Source organism: Kutzneria sp. 744 (genome assembly GCF_000568255.1).
In the GTDB taxonomy this organism is placed as follows: Bacteria; Actinomycetota; Actinomycetes; order Mycobacteriales; family Pseudonocardiaceae; genus Kutzneria.
The window spans coordinates 2,884,819-2,900,384 of record NZ_KK037166.1 but is presented as its reverse complement, the minus strand read 5'-3'; the positions used below and the strand labels follow the sequence as shown (position 1 = coordinate 2,900,384).

19 protein-coding genes are annotated in these 15,566 nt (G+C 70.2%); 10 read left to right on the top strand and 9 right to left on the bottom strand.

Annotated features, from left to right (window positions below; all coding sequences use genetic code 11):
- Positions 1 to 176 precede the first annotated feature (176 nt).
- On the top strand, positions 177 to 533 hold the full coding sequence (locus KUTG_RS12805) for a nuclear transport factor 2 family protein (protein ID WP_043717009.1): 357 nt from the start codon (positions 177 to 179) through the stop codon (positions 531 to 533).
- 4 nt (positions 534 to 537) lie between these two features.
- On the opposite strand, the gene KUTG_RS12800 is transcribed toward KUTG_RS12805, so the two are convergent.
- Together KUTG_RS12800 and KUTG_RS12795 are read right to left on the bottom strand one after the other, a co-directional pair.
- On the bottom strand, positions 538 to 1,050 hold the full coding sequence (locus tag KUTG_RS12800; protein WP_043717008.1) for a pyridoxamine 5'-phosphate oxidase family protein: 513 nt from the start codon (positions 1,048 to 1,050) through the stop codon (positions 538 to 540).
- A gap of 4 nt (positions 1,051 to 1,054) precedes the next feature.
- Positions 1,055 to 2,023 carry a BTAD domain-containing putative transcriptional regulator gene (locus KUTG_RS12795; protein WP_043717006.1) on the bottom strand — a complete coding sequence of 323 codons (969 nt, stop codon included), beginning with the start codon at positions 2,021 to 2,023 and terminating at the stop codon, positions 1,055 to 1,057.
- Positions 2,024 to 2,204: 181 nt separating this feature from the next.
- On the opposite strand from KUTG_RS12795, the gene KUTG_RS53345 reads away from it, so the two are divergent.
- Both KUTG_RS53345 and KUTG_RS12785 read left to right on the top strand, forming a co-directional pair.
- Positions 2,205 to 3,914: a PLL family lectin gene (locus KUTG_RS53345; protein ID WP_198047134.1), complete on the top strand. Its 1,710-nt coding sequence runs from the start codon at positions 2,205 to 2,207 to the stop codon at positions 3,912 to 3,914.
- A 43-nt stretch (positions 3,915 to 3,957) separates the two neighbouring features.
- On the top strand, positions 3,958 to 5,211 hold the full coding sequence (locus tag KUTG_RS12785) for an MFS transporter (RefSeq protein WP_063753512.1): 1,254 nt from the start codon (positions 3,958 to 3,960) through the stop codon (positions 5,209 to 5,211).
- Positions 5,212 to 5,233: 22 nt separating this feature from the next.
- On the opposite strand, the gene KUTG_RS12780 is transcribed toward KUTG_RS12785, so the two are convergent.
- Positions 5,234 to 5,758 (bottom strand): DinB family protein, encoded by a 525-nt coding sequence (locus tag KUTG_RS12780; RefSeq protein WP_043717005.1) that lies wholly within the window; start codon positions 5,756 to 5,758, stop codon positions 5,234 to 5,236.
- A 10-nt stretch (positions 5,759 to 5,768) separates the two neighbouring features.
- Entirely contained in the window at positions 5,769 to 6,449 is a 681-nt protein-coding gene (locus tag KUTG_RS12775; RefSeq protein WP_043717004.1) for a TetR/AcrR family transcriptional regulator, read from the bottom strand.
- 51 nt (positions 6,450 to 6,500) lie between these two features.
- Here KUTG_RS12775 and KUTG_RS12770 point away from each other — a divergent pair, with 51 nt between their 5' ends.
- Together KUTG_RS12770 and KUTG_RS12765 are read left to right on the top strand one after the other, a co-directional pair.
- The gene (locus KUTG_RS12770) at positions 6,501 to 7,928 is read left to right on the top strand and encodes a DHA2 family efflux MFS transporter permease subunit (protein ID WP_052394400.1); all 1,428 of its coding nucleotides are present in this window, start codon (positions 6,501 to 6,503) and stop codon (positions 7,926 to 7,928) included.
- Between the two features lie 17 nt (positions 7,929 to 7,945).
- The gene (locus tag KUTG_RS12765) at positions 7,946 to 8,683 is read left to right on the top strand and encodes an SDR family NAD(P)-dependent oxidoreductase (RefSeq protein WP_157494513.1); all 738 of its coding nucleotides are present in this window, start codon (positions 7,946 to 7,948) and stop codon (positions 8,681 to 8,683) included.
- Here KUTG_RS12765 and KUTG_RS63470 read toward each other — a convergent pair.
- Positions 8,652 to 9,539 (bottom strand): helix-turn-helix transcriptional regulator, encoded by an 888-nt coding sequence (locus KUTG_RS63470; protein WP_043716998.1) that lies wholly within the window; start codon positions 9,537 to 9,539, stop codon positions 8,652 to 8,654. The two genes, KUTG_RS12765 and KUTG_RS63470, sit on opposite strands and share 32 nt — an antisense overlap.
- Before the next feature lie 73 nt (positions 9,540 to 9,612).
- Between KUTG_RS63470 and KUTG_RS12755 the strand changes: the two genes are divergently transcribed.
- From KUTG_RS12755 to KUTG_RS12745, 3 genes are all read left to right on the top strand, one after another.
- Entirely contained in the window at positions 9,613 to 10,260 is a 648-nt protein-coding gene (locus KUTG_RS12755; RefSeq protein ID WP_043716997.1) for a class I SAM-dependent methyltransferase, read from the top strand.
- A gap of 14 nt (positions 10,261 to 10,274) precedes the next feature.
- Complete coding sequence (locus tag KUTG_RS12750; RefSeq protein WP_157494512.1) at positions 10,275 to 10,871, top strand: phosphatase PAP2 family protein; 597 nt, start codon at positions 10,275 to 10,277, stop codon at positions 10,869 to 10,871.
- 96 nt (positions 10,872 to 10,967) lie between these two features.
- The gene (locus tag KUTG_RS12745; protein ID WP_043716993.1) at positions 10,968 to 11,189 is read left to right on the top strand and encodes a DUF7489 domain-containing protein; all 222 of its coding nucleotides are present in this window, start codon (positions 10,968 to 10,970) and stop codon (positions 11,187 to 11,189) included.
- A 1-nt stretch (position 11,190) separates the two neighbouring features.
- Here the strand turns inward: KUTG_RS12745 and KUTG_RS12740 are convergent, their stop codons facing one another.
- On the bottom strand, positions 11,191 to 11,820 hold the full coding sequence (locus KUTG_RS12740; protein WP_043716991.1) for a TetR/AcrR family transcriptional regulator: 630 nt from the start codon (positions 11,818 to 11,820) through the stop codon (positions 11,191 to 11,193).
- Between the two features lie 137 nt (positions 11,821 to 11,957).
- On the opposite strand from KUTG_RS12740, the gene KUTG_RS12735 reads away from it, so the two are divergent.
- The gene (locus KUTG_RS12735) at positions 11,958 to 12,638 is read left to right on the top strand and encodes a DUF2306 domain-containing protein (RefSeq protein ID WP_043716989.1); all 681 of its coding nucleotides are present in this window, start codon (positions 11,958 to 11,960) and stop codon (positions 12,636 to 12,638) included.
- A gap of 35 nt (positions 12,639 to 12,673) precedes the next feature.
- Here the strand turns inward: KUTG_RS12735 and KUTG_RS12730 are convergent, their stop codons facing one another.
- Positions 12,674 to 14,164, bottom strand: coding sequence for an LCP family protein (locus KUTG_RS12730; RefSeq protein ID WP_043716987.1), 1,491 nt, complete (start codon positions 14,162 to 14,164; stop codon positions 12,674 to 12,676).
- A 43-nt stretch (positions 14,165 to 14,207) separates the two neighbouring features.
- Positions 14,208 to 14,648, bottom strand: a complete 441-nt coding sequence (locus tag KUTG_RS12725) for a hypothetical protein (RefSeq protein WP_157494511.1) — start codon at positions 14,646 to 14,648, stop codon at positions 14,208 to 14,210.
- A 32-nt stretch (positions 14,649 to 14,680) separates the two neighbouring features.
- Between KUTG_RS12725 and KUTG_RS58395 the strand changes: the two genes are divergently transcribed.
- Positions 14,681 to 14,944: a hypothetical protein gene (locus tag KUTG_RS58395; protein WP_157494510.1), complete on the top strand. Its 264-nt coding sequence runs from the start codon at positions 14,681 to 14,683 to the stop codon at positions 14,942 to 14,944.
- Positions 14,945 to 15,408: 464 nt separating this feature from the next.
- Here the strand turns inward: KUTG_RS58395 and KUTG_RS65185 are convergent, their stop codons facing one another.
- On the bottom strand, positions 15,409 to 15,531 hold the full coding sequence (locus tag KUTG_RS65185; RefSeq protein WP_255360870.1) for a hypothetical protein: 123 nt from the start codon (positions 15,529 to 15,531) through the stop codon (positions 15,409 to 15,411).
- Positions 15,532 to 15,566: the final 35 nt, after the last annotated feature.

The window sequence follows — 15,566 nt, the reverse complement described above, 5'->3', positions numbered from 1 at the left end:
CAATGCCGAAGCGCTTGGCCCGAACGAGCGGTTGTCCCTGGCGGTCTTCGCCCGTGCCGTCGACACCTCCGTCGCGCTGCTGTCCGCGCTGGCCGACCGGTGGGCCCGCCGACCCGTTATGCACTATGCAACACTTTCTTGAGCAAACTGTTGTCGAGTCATGGGGCGTCGCGCGGATGCACAGTCCGGGACCGTGGGAACTGGAACAGGCGTGCTGGGACGCGATCGTCGCCGGCACGGCCGTCGAGTTCCTGGACCACGTGATGACCGATGGGGCGGTGGTGCTGCTCGCGGACGGCCCATTGCGGCGCAAAGAGGTCCTGGACCACTACGCAGGCCCGCCGCGGTGGCGGGCCTGCCGGCTGGAGTCGACGCGTACGGTGGAGCTGACCGACGCCGCCGTGGTGCTGACGTACACGGCCCGGCTCGAAGCGGGCGGCTCGGTCCTCCCGGAGCTGCTCAAATGCACCAGCGTCTACATGCTGGACGACGGCGAGTGGCGGCGCAGCTTCCACGAGCAGGGGGCACCGTGACGGCTCAGAACGTCCAGCGGGTGGCCCCGTGCGGTTCCTGCCCGGCCACGCCGACTGCGGAACGCAACGTCAAGCGGTAGAGATGCCAGGGCGCCGGCCCCGCACTCGGTGCGCTGTAGGGCGCGGTCAGCGCGTCGCCGTCGACCGACGCCGGCCAGCCGCCGCTGCGGAACACCGCTGCCAGCCGCTCCAGCGTGTCCGCGTCCGTGATCCGGTGGGCCTCGCCCTCCATGGTCAGGTCGATGCCCCGCAGCCGCACCGCCACGCTGCACGCCGGATTCGCCGCCAGGTTGCGTGACCTTCGCGTTCCCGGCCCGCCGACGAAGTACAGCGCGTCGTCCACCCACACCGCCCCGACACCGGCCGTGTGCGGCCGCCCGTCCGGCCGCACCGTTGCCACGAAGAACGTCAGGTCCGCCGTCGGGGTGTCCGTGGCCAGGATGTCGCGGGGCCTGCTCCACGGCAGTTCCGCGTGCCCGTACAGATCGAGGTTTCGGGTGGAGCTGGGCTCGTTCATGGCGTCAGTCATACCCCAGCGTCGAACGGGACGCACCTGAATCGACACCCTCGCGGACCCGGCCGAGGATCCGCCGCCGGGCGGCCAGCAGCACGTCGTCCGGCGCCATGCCCAACTCGTCGGCCAGTTGCTGCCGGACGACCTCGAAGTGCCGCAGCGCCACGGCCGTCTGCCCGGTGCCGGCCAGGGCGAGCAGGTACTTGGCCTGCACGCCGGTGTGCAGGGGCTCAGCAGCGGACGCGGCGCGCAGGTGGGGAAGCGCGGCCCCGGCTGGCGCGATGTCCGCGTAGGCGAGCACGGCGTCGGTGTGCTCGATCCTGATCGTCGTGTGCTCGGGCAGGCTGTGCAGGTCCGGGAGATCGGCCAGGGGATCGCCGTGGAACAGCCGCAGCGCCGCCTCGTGGTCCTCTGCCCGAACGAGATGCCGGAACCGCAGCAGGTCGTGCTCGTCCACGTGCACGACGAGCCGGTAGCGGGGGCCGTCCGACACCAGGAGCTCGCGCTTGGCCGTCCGTGCTGCTTTGGCCAGCGCCCGGCGCAGCCGGCTCACCGCGGCCGGGACGAGTCGACGCGCCGTCTTGGCCGACCGGTCCGTCCACAGGGCGTCGGCAATGGCGTCGCGGTGTACGAAGTCGTTGGGGGACAGCGCGAGCAGCCCCAGCACGGCACGTTGCCGGGCCGAGCCGACATCCACCGGCACGCCGTTGCACGTCACCGCGAACGGTCCCAGCACCCGGAACCGCCACGGCGTTGCGGTCAAGTAATATGACAGATGCTCATGATCGAGCCCGATGACCCTGAACAGGTTGCGCAGCGCGGCGGGCCGCGGCCGCGCGGTGCGGCCCTGCTCGATGTCGCGCACGGCCCCGATGCTCAGGCATGAGCGCTCCGCCAGCTCCTTCTGGGTGATACCCGTGGCCCGTCTGCGTTCCGCGATCAGGTGACCGACCGTCTTCCCCTCGATCGTCTCCACTGTCCCCCCCACGTCATGTGGCCGTCTCCGCGACCCAGTCTGCCCGTACCGAACCCGTACCGGGGCCGTCGGCGCCGCGTTGACCACCGAAATTGCACCTCGGCCGACGGTGATCATCCGACCGCCGCGACCCGCCACCATGGACTTCTCGTTGTGCTTCAAGGGTTTGTAGAGGGGAACCATGAGACTCGGCAGATTACTGGCCACGGTGTCGGCGGCAGCGGTGCTGCTGACCGGCGTCGTGACGACGGTGACGGCGCCGGCCGCGACGGCGGCCCCGGCAACTTCGTCGCTGGGCGGCCCGATCACCCGGTCGGAGGTCATCGCGCGGGCGAAAGCCTGGTACGACCACAATCCCGGCCCGTACGACCAGGGCGCGTTCTCGCCCGGCCCCAGCGGTGACGGCTCCTACCGCCACGACTGCTCCGGCTACGTCTCCATGGCGCTGCACCTGGCCCACAGCCCCAGCACGGCCGATCTGCCGAACTACGGCTACGAGATCCCGTGGCAGGATCTGAAGCCGGGCGACTTCTTCAACCGGTCCAACACGGCGTATCCGGTCGGGCACTCGTTCATCTTCGAGAAGTGGGACGACAACAACGGCAACTTCAGCTACTACAGCTGGGGCTCGACGCCGATCTCCCATGGCCACACCAACATTCACAACTCGAGCTGGGTCGGCTGGCCGGCCAGCAGCTACAAGATCTACCGCTACAACAACATCGTCGACGACGCCCCGCCGCCGCCGACCGGCGTGCGAGCGGTCGTGACGGCCACGGGCGGGCAGGAGTACGGCATCGCCCCGGACGGCCACGTGATGTCGACGTTCTGGTCGGGCGGCACCGACAACGGCGGCTGGCACGAGTGGTTCTCGATTCCCACCGGCTACGGCGACGGCGTCACCGCGCCCAACGCCACCGTCACGGTGACGTCGATCAACGGCCAGACGCAGCTGTTCACCACCGCCGCCGACGGCCACGTGATCAGCACGTTCTGGGCCGGCAACATCACCACCAACGGCGGTTGGCACGAGTGGTTCTCGATCCCGACCGGCTTCTACGACGGCAAGACCGCGCCCAACGCCACCGTGTCGGCCACGACGATCAACGGCCAGCCCCAGCTGTTCACCACCGCGCCCGACGGCCACGTGATGAGCACCTTCTGGTCCGGGGCCAACACCAACGGCGGCTGGCACGACTGGTTCGCCATTCCCACCGGTTTCTACGACGGTGTGGCGGCGGCGAACGCCATCGTGACCGTGGCCGGCAGTCAGCTGTACACGCGGGCTCCCGACGGTCATGTGATGTCCACGTTCTGGTCGGGTGCCAACACCAATGGCGGCTGGCACGAGTGGTTCTCCATCCCCACCGGCTATGGCGACGGCCTGACGGCCAACAACGCCGCGATTTCCGTGACGACGATCAATGGCCAGACGCAGTTGTTCACGACCGCGTCCGATGGTCACGTGATGAGCACGTTCTGGTGGGGCTCCGTGGAAAACGGCGGCTGGCACGGCTGGTTCTCGATCCCGACCGGTTTCTACGACGGTGTGGCGGCGGCGAACGCCATCGTGACCGTGGCCGGCAGCCAGCTCTACACGCGGGCTCCCGACGGTCACGTGATGTCGACGTTCTGGTCCGGTGACATCACCACTAATGGTGGTTGGCACGAGTGGTTCTCGATCCCGACCGGGTACGGGGACGGCGTGACGGCGGCCAACGCGGCGGTGTCGGTGACGACGCTCAACGGTCAGACGCAGTTGTTCACCACCGCGGCCGATGGCCATGTGGTCAGCACGTTCTGGGCCGGGAACATCACCACCAACGGCGGTTGGCACGAGTGGTTCTCGATCCCGACCGGCTTCTACGACGGCAAGATGCGCCTGAGCTGAGATCACTGGACCTCCAGTGCGCTGGAGGATCCAGAATGGCCGGATGGAGTACTGGCGGGTCCTGCGGGATCACCGGGTGAGCGCGGTGCTGGTGGGCGATGTCGTGGCCAATGTGGGCGACGGGGCCATCATCACCGCGCTTCCCCTGCTCACCCTGCGGATTCACGGCGATGTGCCGGCGCCGCTGGCCATCTCGGCGGTGGAGGCGGCGCCGTACGTGCTGGCCACGGCGCTGGCCTTCACCATCGGCCTGACCAGGCTGCGCATCCCGCCGCGGGTGTCGATCATCGTGGACTGCCTGCTGCGCGGGGCGGTGCTGGCCGGGCTGGGGCTGCTGGCCATGGCCGACGCGATCACGCTGCCGGTGCTGGTCTGCGGGCTGCTGTTCGGCTCCATCTTGCGGATGGTCGGCGTCAGCTCCCGCCGGCTGGTGGTGACGGAGCTGGTGGCGCCGCAGGATCGGTTGGCGGCCAACGGGTTGCTCGGCACCAGCCAGAGCCTCGCGGCGTACGCCATCGGCCCGGTGATCGGCGGCGTGCTGGCCACCGGCCAGAATCCGGGCATCGCCCTGGTCGTCGACGGTGCGGCCCAGGTGTTGCTGCTGGCGGCGGTGTTCGTCACGCCGTCGACCGCGGGGTCGGTGGAGGGTAACCGGATTCCCGCCTCCGGGCTGCGGATCCTGCGGCGGATTCCGCTGGCGGCCCGGCTGCTGGTGGTGGTGTTCGGCTTCAACCTGTTCTACATGCCGGTGGAGATCGCCCTGCCGCTGCTGGTGCGCGGCCCGCTGCACGGCGACGGCCTGTCGCTGGGCGTGATCTGGACCGGCTTCGGCGTCGGGGCGTTGATCGGCGCGGTGTTGACGGGCCTGTTGCGGAAGCTGCCCGAGCACCGGGTGCTCGTCTCGATCATCGGCCTGTGGGGTGTGGTCGTGGTGCTGCTGACCTTCGCGCCGTCGGTGCCGTACGCGGCGGTCGTGTTCTTCCTCGGCGGCTTGATCTACGCGCCGTTCACGCCCGTGGTCTACACCGTCGTGCAGCGGGTGCTGGCGCCGTCCGAGCAGCAGCCGGTGCTCACGCTGTGGACGGCCTGCTCGAACGTCGCTGCACCGCTGGGCCTGGCCCTCGGCGGGCCGCTCGTGCAGGCCGTGGGCACCGAGGGCGGCCTGGTGGCCTCGGCCCTGTTGACCATCGCCCTCGTGCCGCTGGCCGCCGTCGGCCTGCGTCGTTCACGGGCCGGCGGCGAGGATGCGGGCGAGCTCGTCGGGCCGGGACAGGAAGGGGGAGTGGCTCGCGGCTAGGCGTTCCACCCGCGAACCGAAGTCAGGACAGCATGAGGTAGCCGTCCACCCGGCCGACGAGGTCGGTGTCGGGGTCGGGCGGGAGCTCGTGGCCGAGATCGCGGGAGCGGACCTCGCCGATCCACTGGTCGTGCTGGTACTCGTGGTTGATCAGGGCGATGAGCAGGTGCCGGCCGACGACGGTGAGCTGGTCGGGGGCGGCGACGCGGCCGCCGGCGATGTCGCCGAGCCGGGCGTGCACGCGTTCGGCGACGGTGTCCCGGAAGAGGGTGAGCCGGTCGACGGTCGGCAACGCGCCGCGGAACCGCTCGGGCTGGGCGGAGTCCATGATCCCGTCCAGCTCGGGGTCGGGGCTGGGCTCGGCGGCGGTCAGGTTGCGCACCATGAAGTGGGCGACGTGGGCCTGGTGCCCGAGGTGCCAGCCGATGGCGCTGGAGTTCTCGTGCGGACGCCAGACGACCTCGTCCGGGCTGAGGTCCCGCCACAGCTCGTCGGTGTAGGCGCGGGCGCGGTCGTACTCGCGGAGGAGCCGGTCTATCTCGGACATGGGTGCACCCCTAGAGCTTGCCGATGATCATCCTGAGGGTGAAGTCGAACCGGTCGTGGCCGTCGCCCGAGTTCAGCTCGGCGGCGAGGCGTTTGGTGAGGGGGAAGCGGTCGGCCGGCAGGGCGGTGAAGCGGTCGACCATGTCCTCGCGGCTGACGATCCAGGCGTCGTCGTGGTGCTGCTGGCGTTGCCGCACGAGTGAGCGCTCCAGGGCGTAGGCGCTGATGTAGAGGGTGAGGGCGTCCAGGGTCCAGGCGGCGGCCCGCGGTTCGACGCCGCCGGCCAGCATGATCGCCAGCAGGCCCTCCTGGACCCGCAGCGTCTCAAGGTGCATGGGCATCATGGCCAGCGCGGCCTTGGACACGCCGGGGTACTTGAGGTACTGGTCGCGCAGCTGGACGAAGACCTCGATCAGCTGCTCACGCCACGTCACGGGATCGGGCGCGGGCAGCTGGATCTCGGCGCAGAGCCGGGCGATGAGCAGGTCGTCGAGGTCGTCCTTGTTGACGATGTGCGCGTACAGCGAGGACGGCCCGGTGTCGAGCACGGCGGCGACCCGGCGGACGGTCAGCGCGTCGTAGCCCTCGGCCGCGATGACCTGCAACGCCGCGTCGGTGATGCGGTCAGCGGTGATCGGCGCCTTGCGCGGCCGCCGTTCCGGGCGGCCGGCGCGGGGTGGGTCGGTGGACATGGGGCCAGCCTACCTTGACACGAACTAAGTTCGTTAAGTAGAACTTAGTTCGTGAGTATCGAACTTAGTTCGTCTTCGGCGGCCCCGGTCGCCCCGCTACCCCAGCGCCGGGCCTGGCTGGTCCTGGTCGTCGTGGTCCTCGCCGAGCTGATGGACCTCCTCGACACCAGCGTGGCCAACCTGGCCGGCCCGTCCATCCGCGCCGACCTCGGCGGCGGCCCGATGACCCTGCAATGGGTGCTGTCGGCCTACACCGCCGCCTTCGCCCTCGGCCTGATCACCTCCGGCCGGCTCGGCGACCTGCTCGGCCGCCGCCGGTTGTTCCTGCTCGGCCTGACCGGCTTCACCCTCGCCTCGCTGGCCTGCGGCCTCGCGCCCGGCGCCGGGTTCCTGATCGGCGCCCGCGTGCTCCAGGGCCTGTTCGGCTCGGTGCTGATCCCCCAGGGCATGGCCCTGGTCAAGGTCGCCTTCCCGCCGCACCTGCTGCGCCGCGCCTGCATGCCGGTCGGCCCGATCATGGGCCTGGCCACCGTGGCCGGCCCGATCCTGGCCGGCTGGCTGCTGCACCTCGACCTGTTCGGCAGCCAGTGGCGCGCCATCTTCCTGATCAACATCCCGTTCGGCCTGCTCGCACTGGCCGTCGGCTGGTTCGCGCTGCCCCGTCACGCCGGCGAGGACCGCGCCGCCCGCCTCGACGTGCGTGGCGTCGCCCTGCTCACGGCCGGCTCGGCGCTGCTGATCGTGCCGCTCATCCAGGGCCGCGACCTCGGCTGGCCGGCCTGGACGTACGTGATGATCGCCGCCGGCCTGGTCGCCTTCGGGCTGTTCGTCGCGTCCGAACGACGCAGCCGCCACCCGGTCATCACCCGCTCGCTGTTCGGCAAGCGCAGCTTCGTCGTCGGCCTGCTGATCACCGGCGGCTTCTACGCCGCGCTCAGCGCGTTCGTGCTGGTCGTCAACCTGCTGCTGCAGTCCGGCCTCGGCTGGGCCCCGCTGGACACCGGCTTCGCCCTGATCCCGTGGGCCGCCGGCACCGCCGTCGCCACGCTGCTGTCCGGCGCCGTGCTGGCCGAGAAGCTCGGCCGCGCCAGCCTGCACCTCGGCCTGGCCGTCGCCGTCGTCGGCCTGCTCGGCCTGTGGTGGACCGCCGCCCACTTCGGCCCTGTGATCACGGTGTGGGAGCTGGCCCCGGCCCTGTTCGTCACCGGCTTCGGCACCGGTCTGCTGTTCATCCCGCTGTTCGACTTCATCCTCGGCGACGCCACCCCCGAGGAGGTCGGCACCGGCGCCGGCGTCCTCAACGCCGCCCAGCAGTTCGCCGGCGCCATCGGCGTGGCTGCTCTGGGCACGGTGTTCTTCGCCCGCGCCGCCTCCGCCGGCTACTTCGCCGCCGCCGAGCTGGTCTTCGCCATCACCGCCGCCGTGTTCCTGCTCGCCCTGCTGCTGGTCGGCCTGCTGCCCAGGCACGCTCAGCAATGACGCCGAAAGAGTCCGCCATGAAAACCGCCCTGATCACCGGCGCCGGCCGCGGTGAAGGCCTCGGCTTCGCCGTCGCCACGCAGCTGTCCGAGCTCGGCTACCACGTCATCCTCACCGCCCGCGACCTCGCCCGCGTCGAACCCCTCGCCGCCACCTTGGGCAACGCCACCGCGCTACGACTCGACCTCGCTCAGCCCGGCACCATGGCCTCGGTCGCCGATCACGTGACCCGGACCTTCGGCCACCTCGACGTGCTGGTCAACAACGCCAGCGACGTCGTCGACTTCGCCGTGTTGTCCGCCCTGGACGCCGACATCTCCGCCGTCCGCTCGGCCCTGGACATCGACGTGCTCGGTCCGTGGCAGCTGGTCCAGACCCTGTTGCCCATGCTGAAAAAGGCTTCGGCTGCCCGCGTCGTCAACGTCTCCAGCGTGTCCGCGTCGCAGATCGCCACCGGTCTCGACCTGGGCGCCAGCCTGAGGGCACCGGCTCATTCCTTCGCCAAGCACACGCTCAACGTCCTCACCGAGGTGTTGGCCCGGGCGCTGGCCGACACGCCCATCCTGGTCAACTCCGTCGACCCCGGCGCCACCGCCACCCACCCCGAACGCGGCGACGACGCCGACGACCGTTCCCCCGCCGACAGCGCCCGTGGCGTGGTGTGGGCCGCGACGTTGCCGCCCGGCGGCCCCACCGGCGGCTTCTTCCGCGACGGTTTGCCGCTCACGCCTCCCTCCGCCATTCCCTTGGCGTGACACCGTTGTTGGCCCGGAACACCCGCGTGAAGTACGCCGGATCGGGGAGGCCGACCTGGCGGGCGATCTCCTGCACCGGGCGGTCGGTCTCGGACAGCAGGCGGCGGGCCCGGACCATGCGGTGCTCGGTGATCCAGTCCACCACGGTGCGGCCGGTGCGACGACGGACGACCGTGGTCAGGTAGCCCGGGGTGACGCCGACGCTCGCGGCCACGTCCCGCAGCGACAGCGGCTCGGCGAAGCGCCGCTGGATGACGTCGAACACCTCGGCCAGCAGGGTTTCGTTGCTGCGGCGGAGATCGCCGACCACATCGGTGGCGAGCCGGGCCACATTCACCAGCAGCAGGGTCAGATGGGCCAGCGCGGCCTGGCGGTAGCCGGCGCCGCGGTCGGCCAGCTCCCGCTCGATGGCGGCGATGGCGCCCGACCACGCCGGCTGACGCTCCGGCGGCACGTGCAGGCGCAGGAGGCCGCCGCGAATCCCATGCAGGAAAGGGAAAAGCAGGGGATGGGACTGCCACGACGCCTGCCCGTCGCCGACCAGCGCGGCGGAATCGAAGAACACGGCGAACGCCGAGCCCACCCCGGCCACCTGGGCCGGATCGATCACCGCGCCGGCCGCCAGCACATAGGCGTCTCCGTCCCGGGCTTGGACCGGCGGGACGCCTGTCTCCAGGCGCCCGGCCCGTTCGACGTACACCAGCACCGGGAAATCGTGGATGTGCCGGTGCACCTCGCCGGGCTGGTGGTGCGCGTCCAGCCGCAGCACCGACACCGGCGGCCCGCCCGGCGTGATCCGGTAGCGGTAGACCGGCACCCCGGCCCGGAGACTGACTGCCCTGGCCGCCTCGGTCATGACCCGAAGATAGTCCTACTTTCGCCAACAATCGACCATGTGCCAGAGCCTTCAAGGGCAGCACCATGGACGTATGACCCAACATCGTCCTACCAGCCGTGACTACCGGCCGGCTGCCGGCCGCGACGCCTTCCTGCCCTTCTACGACGCGTTCACGGCTGCGTTGGGCGCGGCCAAGGTGCACGGCGCCCTGATCGACCAGGCCGAGCTGGCCGCCGGGCAACGGGTGCTGGAGATCGGATGCGGCACCGGAAACGTCACCGTCCGGGCCAAGAGAACCCATCCCGACGTGGAGCTCGTCGGCTCCGATCCGGACCCGCTGGCCCTGGCCCGGGCTCGGCGAAAAGCCCGTAACCTCAACGGAATCCGGTTCGAGCAGGGGTACGGGCAGCAGCTGCCGTATGCCGACGGCAGCTTCGACCGGGTGCTGTCGGCGCTGATGTTCCACCACCTCGACCACGACACGAAGGTGGCGACGGCGGCGGAGGTGGCACGGGTGCTGCGGCCCGGCGGCCGCCTGCACCTCGTCGACTTCACCGGCCACGCGCATGGGATCCACGGATTCCTGGCTCAGCGCATGGCGAAGGCCGCGCACCTCGACGACGACCTCGCCCAGCTGCTGGGTGCGGCCGGCCTGGACTGCGAGCGGACGGCCACGCGGCGGCACCCCGTGCTGGGCAACATCGCCTACTACCGCGCGGTGCGTCCGACCGATCGGTAGTAGGTTGCTGGACTGTGACGTTATTGGTCCTGCTGGCCATGGCCGCCGTTGTTGTCACGCTTGCGGTGGTCACGTCGTTCGGGCCGGCGCTGGCGGTCGACCACGTCGTCGCCGACGGCCTGCACGCCTTTGCGCTGGGCCATCCCTGGTTCGTCACCGTCTTGCAGGTGTGGACCGATGTGTTCCAGCCCTTGACGTTGCGCGTGATCCTCATCGCCGTCGCCGCCTGGCTGCTGCGGCGGCGGCAGGCCCGGGCCGGATCCTGGGTGCTGGTCACGACGGTGTTGGCCGGCCTGGTGGAAACGGGCATGAAGGTGTTGATCGGTCGGGATCGTCCACACTGGACGGACCCGGTCTCGCACGCGGTCGGTGCGTCGTTCCCCTCCGGGCACGCGCTGACCTCGGCCATGGCCTGCGCGGTGCTGCTCATCGTGGCCTGGCCGGCCCTGTCCGAGCGGGCCCGTCGGGTCGGGACGGTGGTGGCGGTCGCGGTGCCGGTGATCACCGGCTTCACCCGCCTGGCCCTCGGCGTGCACTACCTCACCGACGTTCTCGGGGGCTGGCTGATCGCGGCCGTCATCGTCGCCGCGATGGCCCGGGTATCGCGATAACGCATGCCGGCTGAGGCCGGCATCAACCGGTCGGTTGATGGAGGTCTGTCTTTCCGGTCGAGTTGTGGGAACGGCCCGGACCCGCAGACTTGTGTCATGTTCACATCACGACGGCCCGGCCCGGACGAGGCATGGGAAGGCGTAGTCCTCGACAAGTCGCGCGGTATGACCGACGGCTCGAACCTCTACCGCTATCTGACGGTGCAGCTCGACACCGGTGAGACCAAGAAGGTCCGCGTCGATCGCGGCCTGTGGAACTCCGTCGCCGAAGGGGACGGCCTCGTCAAGCGGGCCGGCGCCGATCCGGTGAAGAAATAGCTCAGTTCCTGAGGTGGGCCAGCCCGGTGATGATGCGGTCGGCGATGTCCGGCGGCCACGGAAAGGTGACGGTCACCGACCGCTGGTGGGCCAGGCCGTGCAGGCCCATCCACAACGCGACGGTGTCGGCCCACAGGTCGGTGCTGGTGGCCTGGCCGGAGTCGACGCACTCGGCCAGGGTCTCGGTCAGCACCTGGAGGCAGGCGTCGCCCAGCGCCGCGACCTCCTCCGCTGTCACCGTGGTGGTGTCCAGCGCCGGCATCCACACGCCGGCGAACATGGTGCGGTACCGCTGGGGATGTTCCTCCGCGTAGCGAAGGTAGCTGGTGCAGCAGGCGAGAAGCCGTTGCCGTGGGTCGTCGCCGGCCGCGTCGACGGCTTCGCGTAGATAGCCCTCCAGCTCGGCGAACGCCCGCCGGACCACGGCCAGCATGATCGTCGGCTGGTCGGGGAAGTGGCGGTAGATCGACGGCGCCGCGATCCCGATCCGGCGGGCCACCGAACGCAGCGTGATGGCGCTTTCGACGCCCGTCTCGTCGAGCAGCTCCACCGCCGCCTCGACGATCTCGTCGCGCAGGCGTGCGCCCTCGCCTCGTCGGTTGCGGGACCGGACGGTCGCCTCTTCTGCCATCCCGTGAGCTTACACCCGGAAACTTACCCGTAGTAGGTCCTTGCGCGTCGTAAGGTTACAGCCGTAACCTTACGACCGTAATCGCCGCTCGGGCCGGTTTCCGGGCGCTTCGCCGATCGGGTAATCGGGGTATTCGCATGTCCACTGCCGCCATGTCGCCGACCGTCCGCCGTCGCTGGTGGTGGTCCCTGTGGAGCCTGCTCACCGTGCTGGCGCTGGCCATCGCCGCCTATTTCGTGCCGCCCTACCTGGTCGGCAGCTCGACCATTCCGATCGACATGAGAATCGTCGGCTACTACGCCAGCCTGGTCGTGCACGCCGTCCCGGCCGGCCTCACGCTCATCGTCGGCCCGTGGCAGTTCGTGCCCAAGCTGCGCACGCGTTTCCCCCGCTTACATCGCGTTCTCGGACGGGTCTACCTGGTGTCGGTCATCCTCGCCGCCGCGGCCGCCTCGTACGCCACGGTCGTGACGCCCAGCGGTTTCCCGCTCCAGGTCGCCTTCTCCGTTCTGATCGTCGCCTGGCTCTATTCCGCCTTCCAGGGCTACCGCACCATTCGCCGTGGCGACGTCCGCTCGCACCGGATCTGGATGATCCGCAACTACACGCTGACCTTCGCCGCCGTGACCCTGCGCCTGTACCTGATGCTCGGCGTGGCGCTGATGAACGTCATCCCGTCGCTGACGTTCCGGGACGTGTACACCTCTAGTGCGTGGCTGTCCCTGCTGGGCAACGTCCTCGTCGCCGAGTACTTCATCCTCCGCCACACGGTTCGGCGCAAGCGCGAGTCCCCGGTCGCGATCCCCCAGCCGGTCTGAATGGCCGTGGCGCACGGAATCCGCCGGGCCGGAAGTCAGTCCACGCAGGGTATTCCGCCGCCGGCGACGGCGCCGCCCTGCGGGCCTTCGGTCGGGATGGCCACCGAGGTCGGGGTCGACGGCGCCGCCGCGCCACCGGCCAGTGCGGCCGGCCACGTGAAGTCCTTGCCGAGATAGACGGCGACATGGTGGGCCGAGGCGGCGCTGCTGGCCGTGACGGCGGCATTGCCGAACAGCGCGGCCAGCTTGGTGGCGTCGTCCTTGGCGCCGCTGCCGTAGTAGATGTGCGTGGTCGGCTGGTCGCCGATGGTGGTGGCCTCACCCTGGGTGAAGCCGACGGCGGTGAGGGCCGTGGACAGCTTGCGGGCCATGCCGTCGGGCGCGCCGGCGTTGCGAACGTCCACAGTGGAACCACCGCCCTTGATGGCCGGCGGCGGCGGTGAGGCGGTGGTCGTCGTCGGCGCGGGGGTGCTGGCCGGCGGGTTGAAGAGGGTATGCACCACGGCCTGTGCGTACGGCACATCGATGACGTTGATGTCGGAGCCGTCGGAGTCCTTGCTGTAGCTCTTGATCGGCAGCGTGTGGAACTCGATGTTCCCCGAGGTGAGGGCGGATGCCTGCTGGGCGAAGGAAAGCAGGTCCCAGTCCTTGTCCATGACGACGTCCTTGGACGCGACGGTGAGCAGGTCCTGCATCTTGCCGAGGCTGCCGAACACGCCCTGGCCCTTGAGCTTGGTGGTCACGGCGGCCAGGAAGGCCTGCTGCCGGTGGGTGCGGTCCAGGTCGTTGTTGGGCAGGTTGTCCCGCTGCCGCACGAAGGCCAGCGCCTGCGCGCCGTCGAGATGTTGCTGCCCGGCCTTGAAGTCGGCCCCGGCGTTGGTGTCGGAGGTGGCGTGCTTGAGGCAGACGTCGATGCCGCCGAGCTGGGAGGCCAGGTCGTAGAAGCCGGCCAGGCTGATCTCGGCGAAGTGGTCGATGGTGATGTTCAGCAGATTCTGCACGTTGACGATGGTCGAGTGGCGGCCGGCCTCCCGGCCCTGCTGCTCCAATGTGGCCTGATCACGCTCGCCCGTGGCGTACACCTGCTCCTGGCGCTGCTCCTTGGCCAGCCCGTAGGCCTCCTTGAGCTTGCCGGTGCGCTGGCCCAGCGGGGTGTCGACGAAGGTCACCTCGTCGTCGCGGGGCACCGACACGGCCATGGCCCGGCTGCCGTCGTTGGGCACGTGGATGACAATCATCGTGTTGGTGTTGTAGCCGCCACGGCTGCCGTCACCGGCGTGCAGGGCGTCCTGCACCGGTTTGGGCAGCGGATTGCCGTTCAGGTCCAACCGGGTTGTGAGCCCCATCACCAGGATGTTCTGCGCCCCGTCCTTCGACTTCGGCCCGCCGGCGTCGATCGCCGAGGACGAGCCGAGGCCCTGGAGCTGGCGATACGTCCCCCAGGCCAGACCGGTCGTGGCCAGCACCGCCACCGAGACGACCGTGGCCGCGACCTTGCCGGCCACCAAGACAACCTGCTTCCCCATGCCGTCCCTACGCCGAATGCGCGGGTCGGGTTGCACAGGAACGTCAACGGGCCCGGAGTCCCAGGGTCGCTGTGTCTGATGTGGACTGCGGCTCCAAGACGCCCACCACGACCAGGCCCGGTAGCTGCTCGGCCAACGCCCGTGCGACGCCCGCGGCCACGATGTGCCGGATGCGCCCGGCTTCCACGATCGGGCGCAGCTGCCCGACGGCCGCGGCGGCGTCCAGCACGACCGGCGGCATGGGCGGGGCGCTGGCCGCCGCACCGCTGACCGCGATGCCGAAGAACGCCGGCAGCCATTGCGGCTGGTCGGCACCGGGATCCCAACACGTCACCGGGGCCGACCCCGGCCCGGCGGAGCAGCGCCGCCACCGCGAGGGCCCGGGCCGGCAGGTCCCGGTGCGGCAGTTCGCCCTGGTCAGAAGAACCACCCGGCGGTCGCTGACCCGCAGGTCCGCGAGCAGTTCCGTCACAGTCCTCGGCATGTCAGCGGTCCTCCGCTCGCACCGCCATTGCGGTGACGGTGAAGCCGCCCGCCGATGTTGATCAGGAGCGCGTGACCACCCGGCGCCGGGTGGGTGAAGTCCTTGAGGTGGGACAGATTCCCGCCCAGGTCACCGGCGAACAGGTGGCCGGTCTCGGCGGTCAGGTGCACCAGTTCGGTGCGGGATCCAGCGCCGGCACGCCATCGGTCAACGTCCGGGTCAACACCGGATCGACCCTGGGGAGCAGCACTGTGGCCAGTCGGGGATCGCGTTTCTCCAGGCCCACGTCGCGGTAGGCATCCTGCACCGCTTCGCGCACACGGGGGCGCGACCGAAACACCAGCTGCCCGAGAAAGCCCCGGTGTCACCGGCTTTCGCCCCGCGCAGCGCCGGGTTGCGCGTGGGGGACGCCTGCTCCTGGTCGGTGCACGACCGGGTGGCGATCGACCGTACGGACAGGGATCCCTTCGTCGTGGACAGCACCACCGCCGTCGCCGCGTCCCCGAGCGGCGCCCCGGTTTCGCCCAGCTGCCAGCGTCGCGCGGAGTCCGGCCCGAGCACGTCGCGGCCGGCAGGCGGCACGCACCGCCCCGCTTCGCGCTGTGCGCATGGCCGATTCGCTGTGCGACCGCCTTGTGTTACCTCTGTACGGGTGACCGGGGTCCTTTCCGTTGTGCTTTCGGGGTCGGGGTCGTAACCTCGAAGCCGCCTGTCATGAGAAGACCGCCCGCCGGTGGCACCCGGCGAGCGGCCCGGAGTATCAGGACACCTGGTTGATCAGCCTGTGCAGCTCGGCCAGCATCACGATGATCAGCGTCAGTGCGGCCGACCACCCATGCGGGGCCGGGCTGGTCTTGCGACCGGACTTCCTGCGGCGACCCATCACTACACCTCCTCTCCGGGGTGTCGACCGGCGCG